The 17,763-nt window shown below is 50.2% G+C and carries 14 protein-coding genes and 3 tRNA genes; 14 read left to right on the plus strand and 3 right to left on the minus strand.

The annotated features are described in order from the left end of the window. Positions 1-93 precede the first annotated feature (93 nt). The 11 genes from ACFOE0_RS08070 (at position 94) to nth (ending at position 9,909) form a co-directional block, all read left to right on the plus strand. Positions 94-169 (plus strand) — tRNA-Asn (locus ACFOE0_RS08070). A gap of 16 nt (positions 170-185) precedes the next feature. Beyond that, positions 186-261, plus strand: a tRNA-Asn gene (locus ACFOE0_RS08075). Between the two features lie 22 nt (positions 262-283). Continuing rightward, a tRNA-Asn gene (locus ACFOE0_RS08080) sits at positions 284-359 on the plus strand. A gap of 537 nt (positions 360-896) precedes the next feature. Further along, positions 897-2,801 (plus strand): EAL domain-containing protein, encoded by a 1,905-nt coding sequence (locus ACFOE0_RS08085; RefSeq protein WP_248937887.1) that lies wholly within the window; start codon positions 897-899, stop codon positions 2,799-2,801. Positions 2,802-2,983: 182 nt separating this feature from the next. Continuing rightward, a complete protein-coding gene (gene rsxA, locus ACFOE0_RS08090) occupies positions 2,984-3,562 on the plus strand; it encodes an electron transport complex subunit RsxA (RefSeq protein ID WP_115138468.1) in 579 nt (192 codons plus the stop codon). Positions 3,563-3,564: 2 nt separating this feature from the next. Then, positions 3,565-4,143: an electron transport complex subunit RsxB gene (gene rsxB, locus ACFOE0_RS08095; RefSeq protein WP_115138467.1), complete on the plus strand. Its 579-nt coding sequence runs from the start codon at positions 3,565-3,567 to the stop codon at positions 4,141-4,143. After that, positions 4,137-6,872 (plus strand): electron transport complex subunit RsxC, encoded by a 2,736-nt coding sequence (rsxC, locus tag ACFOE0_RS08100; RefSeq protein WP_248937888.1) that lies wholly within the window; start codon positions 4,137-4,139, stop codon positions 6,870-6,872. The genes rsxB and rsxC overlap by 7 nt, the downstream gene beginning before the upstream one ends. Before the next feature lie 3 nt (positions 6,873-6,875). Next, a complete protein-coding gene (gene rsxD, locus ACFOE0_RS08105; protein ID WP_248937889.1) occupies positions 6,876-7,925 on the plus strand; it encodes an electron transport complex subunit RsxD in 1,050 nt (349 codons plus the stop codon). 16 nt (positions 7,926-7,941) lie between these two features. Next, the gene (gene rsxG, locus ACFOE0_RS08110) at positions 7,942-8,580 is read left to right on the plus strand and encodes an electron transport complex subunit RsxG (RefSeq protein ID WP_248937890.1); all 639 of its coding nucleotides are present in this window, start codon (positions 7,942-7,944) and stop codon (positions 8,578-8,580) included. Further along, positions 8,573-9,268: an electron transport complex subunit E gene (locus ACFOE0_RS08115; RefSeq protein ID WP_248937891.1), complete on the plus strand. Its 696-nt coding sequence runs from the start codon at positions 8,573-8,575 to the stop codon at positions 9,266-9,268. The genes rsxG and ACFOE0_RS08115 overlap by 8 nt, the downstream gene beginning before the upstream one ends. Beyond that, entirely contained in the window at positions 9,268-9,909 is a 642-nt protein-coding gene (gene nth, locus ACFOE0_RS08120; protein WP_115138463.1) for an endonuclease III, read from the plus strand. Before ACFOE0_RS08115 ends, nth begins: the two co-directional genes overlap by 1 nt. A 19-nt stretch (positions 9,910-9,928) precedes the next feature. Here nth and ACFOE0_RS08125 read toward each other — a convergent pair whose 3' ends face one another. Next, a complete protein-coding gene (locus ACFOE0_RS08125) occupies positions 9,929-10,813 on the minus strand; it encodes a LysR family transcriptional regulator (protein WP_248937892.1) in 885 nt (294 codons plus the stop codon). 154 nt (positions 10,814-10,967) lie between these two features. Between ACFOE0_RS08125 and metE the strand changes: the two genes are divergently transcribed. From metE to ACFOE0_RS08140, 3 genes are all read left to right on the plus strand, one after another. Next, positions 10,968-13,256, plus strand: a complete 2,289-nt coding sequence (metE, locus tag ACFOE0_RS08130) for a 5-methyltetrahydropteroyltriglutamate--homocysteine S-methyltransferase (protein WP_248937893.1) — start codon at positions 10,968-10,970, stop codon at positions 13,254-13,256. Between the two features lie 405 nt (positions 13,257-13,661). Further along, on the plus strand, positions 13,662-14,072 hold the full coding sequence (gloA, locus tag ACFOE0_RS08135; protein WP_115138460.1) for a lactoylglutathione lyase: 411 nt from the start codon (positions 13,662-13,664) through the stop codon (positions 14,070-14,072). A gap of 212 nt (positions 14,073-14,284) precedes the next feature. Further along, entirely contained in the window at positions 14,285-15,208 is a 924-nt protein-coding gene (locus ACFOE0_RS08140; RefSeq protein ID WP_248937894.1) for a GGDEF domain-containing protein, read from the plus strand. Positions 15,209-15,238: 30 nt separating this feature from the next. Here the strand turns inward: ACFOE0_RS08140 and ACFOE0_RS08145 are convergent, their stop codons facing one another. Next, entirely contained in the window at positions 15,239-17,062 is a 1,824-nt protein-coding gene (locus ACFOE0_RS08145; RefSeq protein ID WP_248937895.1) for a VRR-NUC domain-containing protein, read from the minus strand. 231 nt (positions 17,063-17,293) lie between these two features. Continuing rightward, the gene (locus tag ACFOE0_RS08150) at positions 17,294-17,563 is read right to left on the minus strand and encodes a hypothetical protein (protein ID WP_248937896.1); all 270 of its coding nucleotides are present in this window, start codon (positions 17,561-17,563) and stop codon (positions 17,294-17,296) included. Between the last annotated feature and the right edge of the window lie 200 nt (positions 17,564-17,763).

Raw genomic sequence — 17,763 nt, forward strand, 5'->3', positions numbered from 1 at the left:
TTCAGTCGGTAGAACGGCGGACTGTTAATCCGTATGTCACTGGTTCAAGTCCAGTCAGGGGAGCCACACACTTTATCGCGCTTTTGATGCAATTCCCCTGTAGTTCAGTCGGTAGAACGGCGGACTGTTAATCCGTATGTCACTGGTTCAAGTCCAGTCAGGGGAGCCACATCAAAACAGACAATTCCCCCGTAGTTCAGTCGGTAGAACGGCGGACTGTTAATCCGTATGTCACTGGTTCAAGTCCAGTCGGGGGAGCCACTCTAAAAGCGTTAAATTCGATTCCCCTGTAGTTCAGTCGGTAGAACGGCGGACTGTTAATCCGTATGTCACTGGTTCAAGTCCAGTCAGGGGAGCCAACGCGCTTAATCTTCTTGCTCTATCCCCTTCCCCCAAGTCGTTTACCTTTAACCAAGCGGTCCATAAGATCTATCCATAAAAGCTGTCGCTGAACTTCACCGTCATGGCGATATCAAGTCTGTAATGGCGCGTGGTAAAACCTTGCTTTTAGTCAAACCATGTTACTTAACCTGAGCTTTTAAATTTTTCTTAGCCTCACACCCAGCTTCGGGTTACAATTTACGCTCTCCCGATAAAGACTTGCAGTATTGACGCTTTAATAAGTGTTCTATAATCGCTGTCAGTGCAGTGTGGAGCGCCATCTCCAGCTGTTAATTTTTCTCAGGCGTCCAACTACCTCAGCCTTCGTTCGCAAAGGTCATAGAAGACCAAACATCTGCATTACAGCAAAACGATCAGGCTTTATTCCGGGAAACGTAAAAAAATAAGGCATTTATTCCAAATGAGCGTCATACTCATAAAGGAAACCTTTAGGGCAGTTAGCCATTTTAAACTGCTCCCTTGATGGACTACTAAGGAAGACGGTGGAAAGGAATATGGGAATCAGAGTCCCCTTTCATCTTGTACTTTTGGCAACCTTTGCTGGTTTAACGGCTGTTGAATATCAGCAGAGCAAAACCCGCTATGACGAGTTGTCTGCAACCCAGCTGCAACAGTTCCAGGCAGAGCTGAAGAAATACGCAGATACTTCTTCAGGCGACACTCTGTACCAGCAAATATCCAAAGATGTTTCTTTCAACTTTTTTCAGTACATCAGTGCTGAAGACAGCAGATTCAATTTTACTCATGGGGCGCTGAATGCTAACCCCCATCCGGTTATGGATCTGTTATTTCCCATCAGTAACAAGCAAAAACAAAACATTGGTAACGCGACCCTGCAGGTTGTGCTGAGCAGACCCGAACAAACCGAGCAGCTGCTAACTGCACTGCAACGTACAGGCCTGACCTATCTGGGTGGGTACCTGATACTGCTGGTCTCTTTTATGCTGTTCGTATCCAGTGTCAAAAAGCGTGTTCGCTACGCAGCCCAGTATATATCGCAGATCCCCAACCTTAATTACGCCTCTGTTGCCAGCTCAAAGTTAGGGGGAATATTTAAACCCGTTTCAAATGCGCTGGAAAACTGCCGTAAAGATCTCAAGAAAGCGATGGATGAGGTCGCCGTCGAAAACGACCAACTACAAAAGGTCGCTTTTCATGACTATTTGACAGGTTTTGGCACGCCGCAGAAATTCTCGGCCAAGCTGGATACCATTTTTAAAGACCAACGCCCTCGTCTTGGTGTTATCGCGCAAATCAAAGCAACTGAGCTCTCATCAATTAACCAGGATAAAGGCCGTGAGGCCGGTGATGATTATCTGTTGCATATTGCCAATATCATCAGGGCCACGCTCAAAAACATGCCAGAGGCAGAGTGCTTTCGGATAAATTCCGGTGATTTTGCAATCTATATACCTGACCTAGCCATTGCTCAGGCGGAAACGACACTTGGTCAGTTGAAAGTCGAATTCAATTCAATCCAATCCAAATATGTGACCGACAGTATCGCCTATACAGGGGTGGTCCCCTGTCAGTCGGGGGCAGAGCCTTCCACTATTCTCAATCATTTGGATACCGCTATTACCATAGCGCTGACTCAATCTCCCAATTCCGTCTACATCATGGAGAAAGCTCCGGATGACATTAATGCCGGAGAACATCAGTGGCAGACGATTATCAATGCAATAGTCGACAATAAGACCATAGAGTTTTTCCAACAACCGATCCAACCCAGCAGAACCGGTGCAGAGGGATACACAGAGTTACTGGCGCGTTTTCATAATCATGCGGGTAATGCGCTGCCCACTCAGACAGTACTGGCTATGGCCAAGCGCTACGAGATGAGTGACCGTATTGATAAAGCCATTATCGCCACTGTACTGGAGATCCTGGCAAGCTCGCCCAACCTGACCAGTCAGTACGGTATCAATATCAGCGGCGAAAGCATCACCAACAACGAGTTTCTGCTGTGGATGAAGAATGTTTTACTTAACCAGCGTGCTCTGGCGTCCCGGCTGGTATTTGAGGTATCGGAAAACAGTATGCAGTCCAACCTGCTTGCTGCATCGCGTTTTGTGAAACTCTGTCATGCGCTGGGTGCCAAAGTTTCGGTTGAACAGTTTGGCCATGGATTTACTTCATTCAAGTTCTTCCGTGAAGTATTGCCTGACTACATCAAGTTGGATGGCAGCTATAGTCACCGAATCGACCAGGATGGTAATAACCGCTTCTATGTTCGTACCCTGGTTGATATTTCGAGGCGTGCCGGCATTCAGGTAGTAGCAACCGCCATCGAGCGCCAGGAAGAAAAAATTGAACTGGAAAAGCTACTTGTTGACGGTATGCAGGGATTTTATATCTCTCGTCCACAGGAACTGCAAGTGAATCGCAAAGTTGGCTGAAAGGCGTTCCATTAAATTTTCCCCTGTCACGACAAACTGGTCAGTGACACCATAATGCCCCAGGTTTGGGGCATTATCTGAACAAAAATAAATCAACACCCAGTAACCCTGCTTTTCCCATGTTGTTTATGCCCCTCAAAAGGCCGATAATATTGCCAAGCCCAGACTAAACATATGATGAGATGAGCGAATATCTACTGTTGTTGATCAGTACCGTACTGGTCAACAATTTCGTATTGGTCAAATTTCTTGGCCTCTGCCCCTTTATGGGGGTATCCAGCAAACTGGAATCTGCTATCGGCATGTCGATGGCCACGACTTTTGTACTGACCCTGGCATCCATACTCAGCTATCTGGTCAACGTTTTCCTGTTGGCCCCCTTTGAACTGGATTACCTCAGAACCATGGCCTTTATCCTGGTTATCGCCGTGGTCGTGCAGTTTACTGAGATGTTGGTACAAAAAACCAGTGCAACTCTGCACCGTGCTCTGGGTATCTATCTGCCCTTGATCACCACCAACTGTGCCGTATTGGGCGTTGCCCTGCTCAATATCAATGAAGACCACAACTTTATGCAGTCGGCCATTTATGGTTTTGGCGCCGCTGTTGGCTTCTCTCTGGTACTGGTTCTCTTTTCCGCCATGCGCGAACGCCTGGCTGCCGCCGATGTACCTGCGCCCTTCAAAGGCGGTGCCATCGCCATGATCACTGCCGGCCTGATGTCCCTGGCATTTATGGGCTTTACAGGATTGGTAAAATAGTAATGACCACCATTATCACAGCTGTCGTGCTGCTGACTCTGTTGGCACTGGTCTTCGGTGTCATTCTGGGATTCGCGGCGCAGAAATTTAAAGTCGAAGGCAACCCCATTGTTGATCAACTGGAGGCGACCCTGCCCCAGACCCAATGTGGCCAATGCGGGTACCCTGGCTGCCGTCCTTATGCAGAAGCCATTTCCAATGGCGAAAAAATCAATCGCTGTCCTCCCGGTGGTACAGCCACGATGGAAAAACTAGCTGAGTTGATGGGTGTTGACCCTGAGCCCGTCGCTGCCGTTGAGGAGGAGCCAGTAAAAAAGGTCGCCGTTATCCGCGAGGAAGAGTGTATTGGTTGTACCAAGTGCATTCAGGCATGCCCTGTAGATGCCATTCTTGGTTCGGGCAAAATGATGCATACCGTCATTGCCGCAGATTGCACAGGTTGCGATCTGTGTGTCGAACCCTGTCCTGTGGACTGTATTGACATGGTGCCCGTACAAACTGATCTCAGAAACTGGGATTGGAAGCTAAAAGGTCTGGAAACTATTCCGGTGAAGTTTGTGGAAGAGGAAAAGTCGTGCTGACAAATTTGGAACAACTGGACAATGGCGTAGTGTGGCGCATTCCCGGCGGCATCCATCCTCCCGAGCAAAAACACCTGTCAAACCAGACTGCCATCGGTACCCTGCCGTTGGATGAATACTATTATGTGCCCGTTCCCCAGGTGGGAGAGCAGGCATCCATGGCTGTTGCGGTTGGCGATCATGTCTTAAAAGGCCAGCCTCTAACCCATGGTCTGAACCAGCATCATCTGCCGGTCCACGCCCCTACTTCCGGGGTAATCAAAGCGATTGAACCCCGCCCCAGCAACCATGCGTCCGGATTGCCGGTTAACACCTGTGTAATACAAGCAGATGGAAAAGACAGCTGGGTAGACCTGCAAAGCGCCTCTCTGGAGACTCTGTCCAACGATGACATAGTTTCTCGTGTTCAGGCTGCTGGCGTTGCAGGCATGGGGGGCGCCGCGTTCCCAAGCCATATCAAATTGTCACCGGCCAGTGATATAGAACTGGTCATCATCAATGCCGTAGAGTGTGAGCCGTATATCACCTCAGATGACCGCTTAATGCGCGAACACGCGGATAAGATCCTGTCCGGTATGGAGATCATCCATCAGGTTCTGAACCCTCAACGCATGATTGTGGGTATAGAAGATAACAAGCCAGAGGCTGCAGACGCACTGCGTAACGCGTTAAGTGCCAGCAAACTGCCTGCCGGCGTCGCCCGGGTAACAGTGGTTCCAACAAAATATCCATCCGGCGGTGAAAAGCAGCTGATTCAATTACTGACAGGTAAAGAGGTTCCCTCTGGCGCCATTCCGGCTCAACTGGGGATTCTGGTTCACAACGTAGGAACCTGCGCGGCAATCAGCGATGCTGTACTGCTGGGCAAGCCCCTTATCGAACGTGTCGTCACTGTGACCGGCGGTAATGTCGCCCAACCGGGCAACTATTGGATGCCAATAGGTACCCGGGTCGACCATGTGCTGAAATGCTGTGGTTTTAACCCTGAAGCCGATCAAAAGGTCATTATCGGTGGCCCTATGATGGGCTATACCCTGCCTTTGATTCAGGTTCCTGTCCTTAAGGGCACTAACTGTGTGCTGGTGCCCTCATCCGCGGAAATGTCAGTGGATGCGAAGGAACTTTCCTGTATTCGCTGTACCGAGTGTGCCCAGGCCTGCCCCGCCAGCTTGCTTCCGCAGCAACTCTATTGGCACTCAAAATCCGGAGACTATGACAAGGCGTCAGACTACAACCTGCGCGACTGTATTGAGTGCGGCTGTTGCAGCTATGTATGCCCAAGCGACATTCCTCTGGTGGAGTATTTCCGGGTAGCCAAGTCCGCGATTCGCAATGCCAATGAAGAGAAGTTGAAATCCGAGCGTGCCAAACAAAGGTTTGAAGCCAAACAGTCGCGCTTGGAAGAGGAAAAACGCCAACGGGAAGCCAAGGCAAAAGAAGCCGCAGAGCGACGCCAGTCCAATATGTCCGGTGGCGAGAAAGACGCCATAGCAGCAGCACTCGCCCGGGTTCAGGCCAAGAAAGCCACCACTGCAGCGACTCCGGAAGCAGGCGCAGACCGTAAAGATAAGGTCGCTGATGCCGTGGCCAGAGCCAAAGCCCGTAAAGCTGCGCAAGCAGCCCAGAGTGATAGCCCTGTCCCTGAGCAAAACCAGGCTAACGACGCCCAAAAGGACAAAGTTGCGGCAGCTATCGCCCGTGCCAAAGCCAGGAAAGCTGCGATGCAGTCAGATAAAGAGGCCGAAGCTGGTACTAGTCAGACCTCCGGAGCCTCTGCAGACAGCCAGAAAGATAAGGTTGCAGCTGCAATTGCCAGAGCCAAAGCCAAGAAGGAGGCTCTTAAGCAAGCCCAACAGGCTGAGCCGCCAAGTGACTCTGACAACAAGTCAGCATATGAGGCAGCAGACAGCTCTGAACCAAAGGCTGACGACAGGCAAGGCAAAATTGCCGCAGCCGTTGCCCGGGCCAAGGCGAAAAAAGCCGCGGCCGCAGCCAAGGATGCCGGAGCACACACCCCGGAAGATCAGAGACCCGAGCAAGCCAGTGTTGACTCAATGGCTCAGTCTGACCCAGGTGAACTCTCTGCCGAGGAAGCCAAAAAAGCCAGAGTCGCTGCAGCCGTTGCCAAAGCCAAAGCAAAAAAAGCGGCTCAACAAGCTGGTGAGAGCAAAAGCACTGTTGAGGATACTCAGTCAGAAATCACTGAACCAAAGCCAGAGGTGGAACTCACAGCCGAAGAGGCTAAAAAAGCCAGAGTTGCCGCAGCCATTGCCAAAGCCAAAGCAAAGAAAGCAGCCCAGCAAGCTGGTGAGGGCCAAGGCAGTGATGAGCATGTGCAGCAACAGCCAGCCGATGTTAACTCTGCTGAGCCTGATTTGAATTCAGAGCCCGCTGAAGCGAAACCAAAAGCGGAGCCGTCGGCAGAAGAGCTCAAAAAAGCCAGGGTTGCTGCGGCAATCGCCAAAGCAAAGGCTAAGAAAGCGGCCCAACAAGCTGGTGAAGTACAACGCCCGGATAATGCAGCTCCGTTGAATGACGAAACGCCCGAGGCGATATCTACCGGGCCTGACGACACTGCTGACAAAGCGGTTCCTCAGAAGCCTGACTCAGATCAGAGTGAACAGGCGCCAGCGCAGTCTGCTGAAGAGATTAAAAAGGCGCGTATTGCAGCAGCGATCGCCAAGGCCAAAGCCAAGAAAGCGGCAAAAGATGCCGAAGATAAGGAATAACAGATGGCGTTTAAAATAACCTCATCACCCCATGTCACCAAAAACAGTCAAACCGCTACAGTCATGCAGCGGGTCATCCTGTGCGCCCTGCCCGGGCTTGTGGTGCAGTGCGTTTACTTTGGTTGGGGTAGCCTGATTCAGGTATTGCTGGCCATCGCCGTTGCTCTGGTAGCTGAAGCCGCTGTGATGAAACTGCGCAAGCGAGCCGTTGGTGTCGCCCTGGGTGATTACAGCGCCGTACTGACCGCATTACTGCTGGGTATTGCCATTCCGCCTCTGGCTCCATGGTGGGTAATTGTGATCGGTACCCTGTTTGCCATTGTGGTGGTGAAGCACCTTTATGGTGGTCTGGGTAATAACCTGTTTAACCCTGCCATGGCTGGATATGTACTTTTGCTGATCGCCTATCCGGTACAGATGACCACCTGGGTTGCACCGGCCCCGGCGGCGCAATACAGTCCGGACCTGCTGGCCAGTATCAGTCAGATTTTCCTGCCGGGCTCTGGTGATATTAACCTGTTCCGTCTCGGCATTGATGGCACCACTATGGCGACGCCACTGGACACCATGAAAACCGGCCTGTCCATGGGGCTGACCAGCACAGAAGTACTGGCAAAGCCACTATTTGATGAAGGTCTGAGTATTGGTTGGTTCTGGGTGAATATGGCCTATCTGGCCGGTGGTCTGGTGATGCTTAAGCTTGGCGCCATCCGCTGGCAAATCAGTACTGGTATGTTGGCAGCCCTATTCATCTGCTCAGGTATTGGTTTCATGATGAACCCTGATACCCATGGTTCACCTGTGTTCCACCTGTTTTCCGGCGCCACCATGCTGGCAGCCTTTTTCATTGCCACGGATCCTGTCACTGCAGCTACCAGTAACCGCGGACGCCTGATATTCGGCGCGTTAATCGGTGTACTGGTTTATGTTATCCGTCAATACGGCGGTTATCCGGATGCGGTGGCCTTTGCCGTATTGCTGGCTAACCTGTGTGCTCCGCTGATTGACTATTATGTGCGCCCCCGCACCTATGGCCACAGATCCGGCAACTGAGATTACGGAGTAACAAGTGAAAAAATCCATGATTAAAAACGGTTTGCTGCTGGCCTTGTTTGCCCTGCTGTGTACCGCATTGGTTGCTGTGGTGAACGACCTGACCCGTGATCAGATTAAGGCCCAGGAACAGCAGCAATTACTACAGGTTCTGGGACAGATTATTCCCGCCAGTATTCATGACAATGTACTGACCGATAACTGCACCCTGCTGAATGATGAAGAAGCTCTGGGTACAGAAGAGGATATGCCTGCTTTTATTGCTACCAAAGATGGAAAGCCGGTCGCTATCGCGATTGAAACCATAGCGCCTGATGGTTACAGCGGCGCAATTAAGCTGATTGTAGGTATCAACAGCAAAGGTGAGGTATTGGGCGTACGTACTTTGAATCACCAAGAAACACCCGGGCTGGGTGACAAAATTGAGCTTAAAAAGTCCAACTGGGTGCTTGGCTTTAACCATAAAACCATTGAGAGTGCCAATGACAAGCAATGGGGCGTGAAAAAAGATGGCGGCGAGTTTGACCAGTTCACCGGTGCCACAATCACCCCAAGAGCCTATGTCAAAGCGGTGAAAAACACCCTGCTGTATTTCAATGCCAATAAACAACAGATTTTCAGTCAGCCGCTGACCTGTGGAGTATCCCATGAGTAATTACAGAGAGATCGCCTGGCAGGGACTTTGGAAAAACAACCCGGGGCTGGTGCAATTGCTGGGCCTTTGTCCCTTGCTGGCCGTCACGGCCACAGTCACCAACGCTCTGGGGTTGGGCGTCGCTACCATGTTGGTGCTGATCTTCTCCAATATCCTGGTTTCTTTGGTGCGTGATTTTGTCCCCAAAGAGATCCGCATCCCTGTCTTTGTGATGATCATTGCCGCGCTGGTGACTACGGTTCAATTGCTGATCAATGCCTACGCCTATGGCCTGTACCTGTCGCTGGGTATCTTTTTGCCTTTGATTGTGACCAACTGTGTCATCATTGGTCGCGCAGAAGCCTTTGCCTCCCGTAATACTCCGGCCAAAGCCGCTTTTGATGGCTTGATGATGGGCCTGGGCTTTACCGCCGTCCTGGTGGTACTGGGTGCTGTCAGAGAGATCCTGAGTCAGGGTACCCTGTTCGCCGGAGCAGATCAGTTGCTGGGCAGCTGGGCTGCCAATATGACCATACAGGTATGGCATGTGGATACATCATTCCTGTTGGCAATGTTGCCACCGGGTGCCTTCCTCGCAATGGGATTTTTGATTGCATTGAAAAATGTAATTGACACCAAACTACAAGAAAAACAACCAACAGCTGAGCAGCAGGAAATTGCTCGCGCCAGAATCACCAAGGTGAACTGATGAATGCAGAAAAGAGACGCCAGATACTGGAACGTTTAAGGGAAAACAATCCACATCCGGAGACTGAACTGAACTTCTCCAGCCCGTTCGAACTCTTGGTTGCCGTGACCCTGTCGGCTCAGGCAACCGATGTCAGTGTGAACAAGGCGACTGATAAGCTGTTCCCTGTGGCCAATACGCCTCAGGCAATCTGGGATCTCGGAGTGGATGGTCTCAAGGAGTACATCAAGACCATAGGTCTGTTCAACTCCAAGGCTGAAAATGTTAATAAGCTCTGCCGCATCCTGTTGGATAAACACGAGGGCGAAGTGCCGGAAAGCCGTGAGGCTTTGGAGGCTCTACCCGGCGTGGGCCGTAAAACAGCCAATGTTGTGCTCAATACCGCCTTTGGCTGGCCAACGATTGCCGTAGACACTCATATTTTCCGGGTTTCAAATCGTACCAAGTTTGCCATGGGCAAAGATGTGGTGGCGGTAGAGCAGAAGCTGGAAAAGGTGGTTCCCAAAGAGTTTAAGGTAGATGTTCACCACTGGCTTATCCTCCATGGACGCTATACCTGTCTGGCCCGTAAACCCCGCTGTGGAAGCTGTATGATTGAAGATTTGTGTGAGTTCAAAGACAAGGTCTACCCGGAAGAGTAATGCGGTATTCCTGAATTCATCATCCGGTCGCACAGGCCTGGGCTATAAAGTCATTGAGATATTCAATCTTTTGCTCACCTGTGCGAACCCCGACAAATATCTGCTTGGCAATCCCCTGCTCACCAAACCGCAGGCTTTTAATCGCCATGGAGTTTGAATACTCCTCCACCAGCCATCCCGGCAGCGCACATACTCCCCGACCGGCTGCAACCATCTGCAGCATGATTTCCGTAGTCTTAATAATTTTATGTTTCCTGACCGAGCATTTGGCCGGACTGAGAAACTGGCTGAAGATATCCAGACGCTGTGGTTCAACCGGATAACTGAACAGCACCTGATCTGCCAGTTGCTCAGGTAATACCTGCTCTGCTGCTGCCAACGGATGTAAAGCGGACACCACCAGCCTGTGTTCATAGTCAAACACGGGAATATATTCGATTCTAGTGTGATACAGGGGGTCAGGCGTGATCAGCAGGTCGATATCGTAACTCAGCAGTGCGCCCAATGCCCCAAACTGAAACTCCTGTCTGACATCAATATCTATCTCAGGCCAATTATCCAGATAAGGCGCAATCACTTTAAGCAACCACTGATAACAGGGGTGACACTCCATCCCTATTCTCAGCGAGCCCATCTCACCTTTGGCAATCTGGCTGAGCAATAACTCAGTGTGGGAGAACTGTGGCAACACCCGATTGGCCAACGCCAGAATACGCTCACCTGCTGCCGTTAAACGCAAATTGCGCCCCTCTTTCTGCCATATCTCGGTCGACAGCATACCTTCGAGCTTTTTGATGCTGTGACTCAAAGCAGATTGAGACAAACATAGCGCCGCTGCGGCTTTGGTCAACGTGCCATGCTCCTTTATCGCCGTCAGTATTTCCAAATGAATTCGCTCTAACATCCCTGACTCCTGCACTCCACCTCAATCCATGAGCAACATTCATAAGTTGATGCAAACATATCATTGTTTTTCATCAATCAGTTGCCACTAGAATGCATTAAGACATCTAGCCATCTAAATGTCCAATTTTATACAGACTGATTAAGGATTGATGATGACCACAGTACATAACCTCGGCTTTCCCCGTATTGGCGGCAAACGGCAATTAAAATTCGCACTGGAGAAGTTCTGGCAAGGCGACACCGACAGTCAGGTGCTGGAGCAACAAGCACACACCTGTTTTGAAGAAAACCTCAGGCTACAGGCCAATCTTGATTTCCAGCCCGTTGGCGATTTGTCCCTTTATGATCATGTGCTGGACCACTCAGTGATGTTTGGCAATATTCCTGAGCGCTTTGTGTCTGAATCTGATACTGATCTGCAGCGCTATTTCCGAATCGCCAGGGGGCGTTCTCATCAGGACGAAGAACAGCAGCACACCTGCGCAGCCGAAATGACCAAGTGGTTTGATACCAACTACCACTACATAGTGCCTGAGTTCGACAAACAGACTGAGTTTTCACTCAACGATAAACCACTGCTGAAACAGATCCACCAGGCAAGATCCCAGGGCTATACACCCAAACCTGTGCTGATTGGCCCCCTCACCTATCTGCTGCTTGGCAAGCCGAAAGATGAGGTAGACCCACTGTCATTACTGGATAAACTGCTGCCTCAGTATCTACAGTTGCTGATTAATATTGAGCGCTGTGGGGTGGAATGGGTACAGATTGACGAGCCAGCACTGGTTACTGAGTTATCACCCGAATGGCAACAGGCCTATCATGTCGCCTACCAGGCGTTGGCTAAATGCCATATCAGGATTCTGCTGACCACCTACTTTGGCACTTTGCAGCAAAACCTCAAGCTGGCCACCCAACTGCCGGTCGCGGGTTTACATCTGGATGCTGTCCGCGGGCACAGTGAAGTAAAGCAGATACTGGCATGTTTGCCGTCTGACAAAGTACTGTCACTGGGAGTCATTGATGGCCGCAATATCTGGAAAACTGATCTCAGCGCCATTCTGGATTGGCTGGAGCCTGTTGCCCGGGAATTAAAACAGCGTCTTTGGATTGCGCCCAGTTGTTCACTACTGCATGTCCCGGTGGACCTGGATAGCGAGACTCAACTGGATCCGGAAATCAAAAGCTGGCTGGCGTTTGCCACACAAAAGCTGGATGAATTGAAGATTCTTGGAGATGCGATCAACAAAGGACGGGATGCAGTCGCAAGCGAACTGAAGGCCAACCAGCAAGCTGTTGACTCACGACGCCATTCCGAACGTGTGCATAAGGGTCACGTCAAACAGGCTGTCAGCACTGTCACAGATAGGCACCTGAGGCGCCAATCCACATTTGATAAACGAATTCGCCTTCAAAAGCAGGCATTAAACCTGCCTTTGTATCCCACTACGACCATAGGCTCATTCCCACAAACATCGGACATACGTGGGCTGCGTCGCAACTACAAACAAGGCCATTTGTCTTTGGCTGAATACGAGCAGGCCATTAAAGCTGTCATTGCTGACTGTGTTGATAAGCAGGAGCAACTGGGGCTGGATGTGCTGGTTCATGGTGAAGCTGAACGCAACGATATGGTTGAGTATTTTGGTGAGCAGCTCGACGGCTTTACCTTCAGTCAATTTGGCTGGGTGCAGTCCTATGGCTCCCGCTGCGTGAAGCCACCGATTATCTACGGTGATGTGTCAAGGCCCAAGCCAATGACTGTCGATTGGATCACCTATGCCCAATCCCTGACAAATAAGCCACTGAAGGGCATGCTTACCGGCCCTGTCACTATACTTAACTGGTCTTTTGTGCGTGATGATCAACCCAGGTCGGAAACCTGCCGTCAGATAGCCCTCGCCATTCGCGAAGAGGTCACGGAACTTGAGCAGGCAGGTATCGGCATTATCCAGATAGATGAAGCCGCTCTTCGGGAGGGCTTGCCATTGCGCAGAGCTGAGTGGAGTGAGTATCTTAACTGGACCGTCAATGCGTTCCGTCTCTGCGCCAATGGGGTGGATGATGGCACTCAAATTCACACCCATATGTGTTACTCACAGTTTAATGACATTATCGAATCCATCGCGTTACTGGATGCCGATGTCATCAGCATTGAAACCTCACGTTCAGATATGCAGCTGCTGGATGCCTTTAATGACTTCAGTTATCCCAACGAGATAGGTCCGGGCGTATATGACATTCACTCGCCCAACACTCCTGAAGTGGAAAGTATGGTGGACCTGTTACAACAAGCCGCCAAAAGATTGCCCGAAGACAAACTCTGGGTGAATCCAGACTGCGGATTGAAAACCCGTCGCTGGGAAGAGGTGTTACCCGCGTTGAGGAATATGGTGGATGCAGCCAAACAACTGCGCCAGCAAGAAAGCGCCGCAGCATAATGACTGAGTCATTATGCTGGAAGTTGGCTGAATACCTGTAGGCCCCAAAGACAAAAAACCGCTCCTGTGAGCGGTTTTTTAGACTGGAAGGTTTCCAATCAAAACATTGACACGAAAAATGCTGCAAAAATTACTGCAATTACAGCTACGGTACCCAGTGCCATTTTCAATTCTGTTGCCATGCCCAATCATTACTCCCTGTTATAGTGCGTCTTCATTATTACCAGCAGCAATTGTGATTCCCACGATGAACATCTGATTTTGTGACCTGGTTCAGAAAAAGCTGTACTTGTGGCAGCTGCAGGGCTGAAACGACATCAGCGGAAGACAAAACAATGCTCAATCAGGGCATTACCGTAAAGGCTTTGATATACTCGCGCCACTATCAACAAGGAGTGAATTAGCATGTCACAAATCCTGCATACCATGGTGCGAGTTGGCAATCTGGAGCGCAGTATCGCGTTTTACACCCAGGTGCTCGGCATGAAACTACTGCGTCAATCTGAAAACCCTGAGTATAAGTACACCCTGGCGTTCGTTGGTTATGGTGAAGAGTCCACCGGCCAGGCAGTGATTGAACTGACCTATAACTGGGGAACCGAAGAATATGATCTGGGCACAGGCTTTGGCCATATCGCCATTGGAGCAGCAGATATCTATGCTCAGTGCGATGCGATTCGTGCAGCCGGAGGCAAAATCACCCGCGAACCGGGTCCTGTGGCCGGTGGTACCACGGAAATCGCTTTTGTCGAAGATCCTGATGGATACAAGATTGAGCTGATCCAGATGAGCAGCGCAGAAAAAGGCCTGGGATAAACCGGTTTATAGCATGCGCAGTTGGGATAGCCAGCTGCGTTTTTATAACGGAGTTACTGGTAAACCCCTTTTCGTCTGCCATATTTAAAGGAGACTGACGCGTCAGAAACGGTAAAGGAGAAGACAGTATCGAATCACCTGCTGACAATCCTGCACTCTACCTCCCCAAAAATACCAGTATTGCCACTCATATGGTGGCGATAGCTATCCTGTTGAGCTTTTCAGTCTACAGAATTTACTCCGAACTTTATGGCATCGCTTCAGTATTAACTCTTTCAGCCATGGTACTCGCCTGGTCAGCCTGGCTGGAGTGGCGGGACAAACCCAGTCTCAGGATGAAGCAGATTAGCCTGGGTGTGGCCTCTCTTGCCGTCTGCTTCGCCTGCTACACCATGGGTTATAAGGGGATGATCTATATCTTCCCCATCAGCTTTATCTACTTCATGCTGTTCCCCTGGCTGCAGGCACTGATATTCACAGCCTGTTTTTGTGTGGTCGCACTCTATGCCGGAAGCTTTACAGAGCCAATGCCAGTCTGGGCCAGATACAGCTTTGCGGTATTCAACAATCTGATCTTTGCGGCATTGCTGGCACGTGTGGTGGCCAAACAAAAAGCCATGCTGATTGATGTTGCCCAAACCGACGAGTTAACCGGCTGCCTGAACCGCAAGGCCCTTATTCCTGATCTGCAGCAAGCCATCGATGATTTTCATCAAAAAGATAAGCGCAGCGTTATCCTGCTGATTGATATCGACCACTTTAAGTCGATTAATGACACCTATGGTCATCTCTACGGCGATCTGGTGTTACAGAGTTTTGCCCAACATATCAAGCTGCTGCTACCTGAGGACACCCGCGTATATCGATATGGGGGTGAAGAGTTCCTGGTCTTGCTTAATGGCTATAAAATCAACAAGGCGATTGCGTTAGCCAACCCCATGTTGCAGATGATCCTGCCGGGCGATCAACGCTGGCCGCCTTTGAGAGTCACCTGCAGCATAGGGATTGCCGCATTCAGCAAAGGCAATTCACTTGAGTTCTGGCTGAAACACGCAGATGAAGCTCTTTATGAGGCCAAGTCTCAGGGACGTAACCGGGTCAAATTAGCCGATGCATTGAACACTCAACTGGCTTAAATGCCAACAACCCAGTCTCACGCTCCGTATTCAGTGCCCGACCGATTCAAACTCATCATTCCAGCTCAGATAACACAAGTGACTCCCGAGCCCCAACGCTGCAAGCTTGCTTAGCCAGATGCCCTGATTGTCCCTCAGGCTGTCTCCCGGCCCTTTCACTTCAACCCACTCCAATCTGACACCCGTAGATGTATCGCACGCCACCAGCAAATCCGGCATACCCGAGCGCATAAATCTGGGGTCATTGAGGATCAGCCGCATCAGCTCAGTAATTTGTTTGGCTGAAAGAGTATCGAGCAACAAATGGATCAACTCTGGTTTTAGCCACTTCCAGTTTACCCAGGCATTGGCAATGCCCTGTCTGCTATTCAGATGCTGTTCTATCGAGCTGTAATCGCCATCAGATAGCTCTGCAAGCCTTCGGTCAATTAGGCCTTCCCTGCGTGGTTTAAACCCGGGATGATACATATCCAGTGGCGCTGCCTGGAATGGGTGCACAAACTGGCCTTTCCGGCGGGCAAAAATGATATCCCAGAACGCCAGACCGACCAGCGCACAAAGGAGTTGATTCTCAGCATATACAGCCCTGGCCTCATAGCCTTGCCAGCCATACAGATTGATATAGTCAACCAGACTTTGCTCGGCGCTGCCTGACTGAGGTATTTCCAGCCGGTGGACACCAACGCCAACACTTTCCAGTTTAAGAGGTTTCAACACCTGAGAATGCATCACCTCAGGCAAAGCGATATTCACTTTTTTTGCCTTACTGCCCAGACGCCTGGCCAGACGTTTAAGACACTCCAGTTCTTCGGATTCACGTCTAAGGTGACTATTACCATCAGTAAACTCTGCCTTGAGGAATGAAGACAATAAAGCCACAGCCTCATCCAGCCGCTTCAGCTGTTCAAGACAACGCACCGCTCGCTCTCTTGCCGGTGGCAGGCTGGTTAATTGATACAGGCTCAGCGCGGTTTCATACTCACCCATACGCTCAAGCTGTCTTGCTACAGCATTTCGACAGCGCTCGAGTTTACCTTTCAATGGCAGACTTACTGCATCGGTAGGTACCATCAGCAGGCTTAGAGCCTGGGGGACCAGTAGCTGCTCAGGCAATTCAGATGCCAGCCTCTGCAATGCATCCAACTGCCGCCAACTGTCAATCTGGGCCCGGGAATCAAACTTTCTGTCTTCAGGCAAAATGGGATAAGGTTCAAAACGTTGAACACCAATATCCACCAGCACAAACTGGCTCAGTTCCTGATAGCTATTGCCAAAGTAGCAAAGCATCAGAGTTGCGACAGGTTCACGACAATTTAGCTGTACCCAGGGGAAGCTTTGCAGTTTGATAATGCGCTCAAAATCCTTATCCAGTTCAGCCACCAAATGGGACTTATTAGGTTTGGAGCTGGAGCTCCTGCCCTCTCCGCCCTGTTCCAACAATGCTCTCAACTCAGCCAGTGTTACCCCTCTGGCAAAGTCCTCAAACGGTGGAACGTCAGCCAGCAGCATACCTTTAGCAATCAATTCATCAGCTGCAGCCTGAAGGTCAGCAATTTCGCTGTAGCTGAGCTTATCAATGCGAAACCAGTCACCTTTACGGCACAGCAACCGAGTCAGCAGACAGGCCGCGCCATGGCTTAACTCGCTAAAGCCACGAATAAATTCAAGCTCTTCAGGGGAAAGAATATCCTGATAGAGAGAGCAGACATGAGCGAGCAAAGCCTGAAAGTGCTGCAGGTAATAATCAGGCGCCAACTGTAATTGGGCAGATGCTTCTGCATCCCGAAGGTCAGTCTCTACCAGAAGCCTTTCACTGATGGAGTTTTGTGGTTTGTTGAATGCTGGAGGGGACATGAGATGGTTAGGGAGCACACCTACAAATCAAAATAGACACCGAGTTTAGCACTCCGCTCTGTCGGTCACTATCCCGCTGCGTTTACGATATCGCATGAACTCTGCACTTTAGCTTAAAGATAAGTGAGTTTCAGGACGGGAGTTACTTTGATATAACGCCCAAAGCAGTGGCCGAGCGTAGAGAGGTCAAGCCCCGCCGCGCTGATGCTGCGTTTGCTTGTTAAACGTTTGCTATATAGTTTCATATAAGTCCGCTGAAGATGCATGGCGTCTATTGATAGCCGCAATTGCATTTTTAATGTCGGCCAGTTCAGCGGACTCACAGAAATACAAAGTGCACTTACCTGACTTTTCATCTTCGATCAGATATTCATAGTCGATATCAAAATGCTCGACTAAGACATCCTCTATATAATCTCGATGATTCCAATCATCTAGGTCTAAAGTTGGCCCCTGTTCTGGGTCAATCCTTAGTTCTAATTTTCTTCTTAGATCACTCATACTCAACCGACACTTAACGTTTCAGTAAAGGGCAGCAAAGCGAGCAGTGTTTTGTACTAAACTCGAGAAGCGAGTACAAAACGCCGCGCAACTCTGATGTCCCAGCCCAAATTTGTTTGGGCGATTTGACTGACTTGTTGAACGAAGCCGCTACGCGGCAGAAAAAAGACAACGCCATTCGCTATCGCCATCCTGAATAC

This window comes from Shewanella submarina (genome assembly GCF_042646185.1).
GTDB lineage: Bacteria > Pseudomonadota > Gammaproteobacteria > Enterobacterales > Shewanellaceae > Shewanella > Shewanella corallii.

What these genes read in the sequence shown, in the direction of transcription:
- ACFOE0_RS08085 (WP_248937887.1), top strand. Translation starts at nt 897, where the DNA reads ATGGGAATCAGAGTCCCCTTTCATCTTGTACTTTTGGCAACCTTTGCT.
- rsxA (WP_115138468.1), top strand. Translation starts at nt 2,984, where the DNA reads ATGAGCGAATATCTACTGTTGTTGATCAGTACCGTACTGGTCAACAAT.
- rsxB (WP_115138467.1), top strand. Translation starts at nt 3,565, where the DNA reads ATGACCACCATTATCACAGCTGTCGTGCTGCTGACTCTGTTGGCACTG.
- rsxD (WP_248937889.1), top strand. Translation starts at nt 6,876, where the DNA reads ATGGCGTTTAAAATAACCTCATCACCCCATGTCACCAAAAACAGTCAA.
- ACFOE0_RS08115 (WP_248937891.1), top strand. Translation starts at nt 8,573, where the DNA reads ATGAGTAATTACAGAGAGATCGCCTGGCAGGGACTTTGGAAAAACAAC.
- nth (WP_115138463.1), top strand. Translation starts at nt 9,268, where the DNA reads ATGAATGCAGAAAAGAGACGCCAGATACTGGAACGTTTAAGGGAAAAC.
- ACFOE0_RS08125 (WP_248937892.1), bottom strand. Translation starts at nt 10,813, where the DNA reads ATGTTAGAGCGAATTCATTTGGAAATACTGACGGCGATAAAGGAGCAT.
- metE (WP_248937893.1), top strand. Translation starts at nt 10,968, where the DNA reads ATGACCACAGTACATAACCTCGGCTTTCCCCGTATTGGCGGCAAACGG.
- gloA (WP_115138460.1), top strand. Translation starts at nt 13,662, where the DNA reads ATGTCACAAATCCTGCATACCATGGTGCGAGTTGGCAATCTGGAGCGC.
- ACFOE0_RS08145 (WP_248937895.1), bottom strand. Translation starts at nt 17,062, where the DNA reads ATGTCCCCTCCAGCATTCAACAAACCACAAAACTCCATCAGTGAAAGG.
- ACFOE0_RS08150 (WP_248937896.1), bottom strand. Translation starts at nt 17,563, where the DNA reads ATGAGTGATCTAAGAAGAAAATTAGAACTAAGGATTGACCCAGAACAG.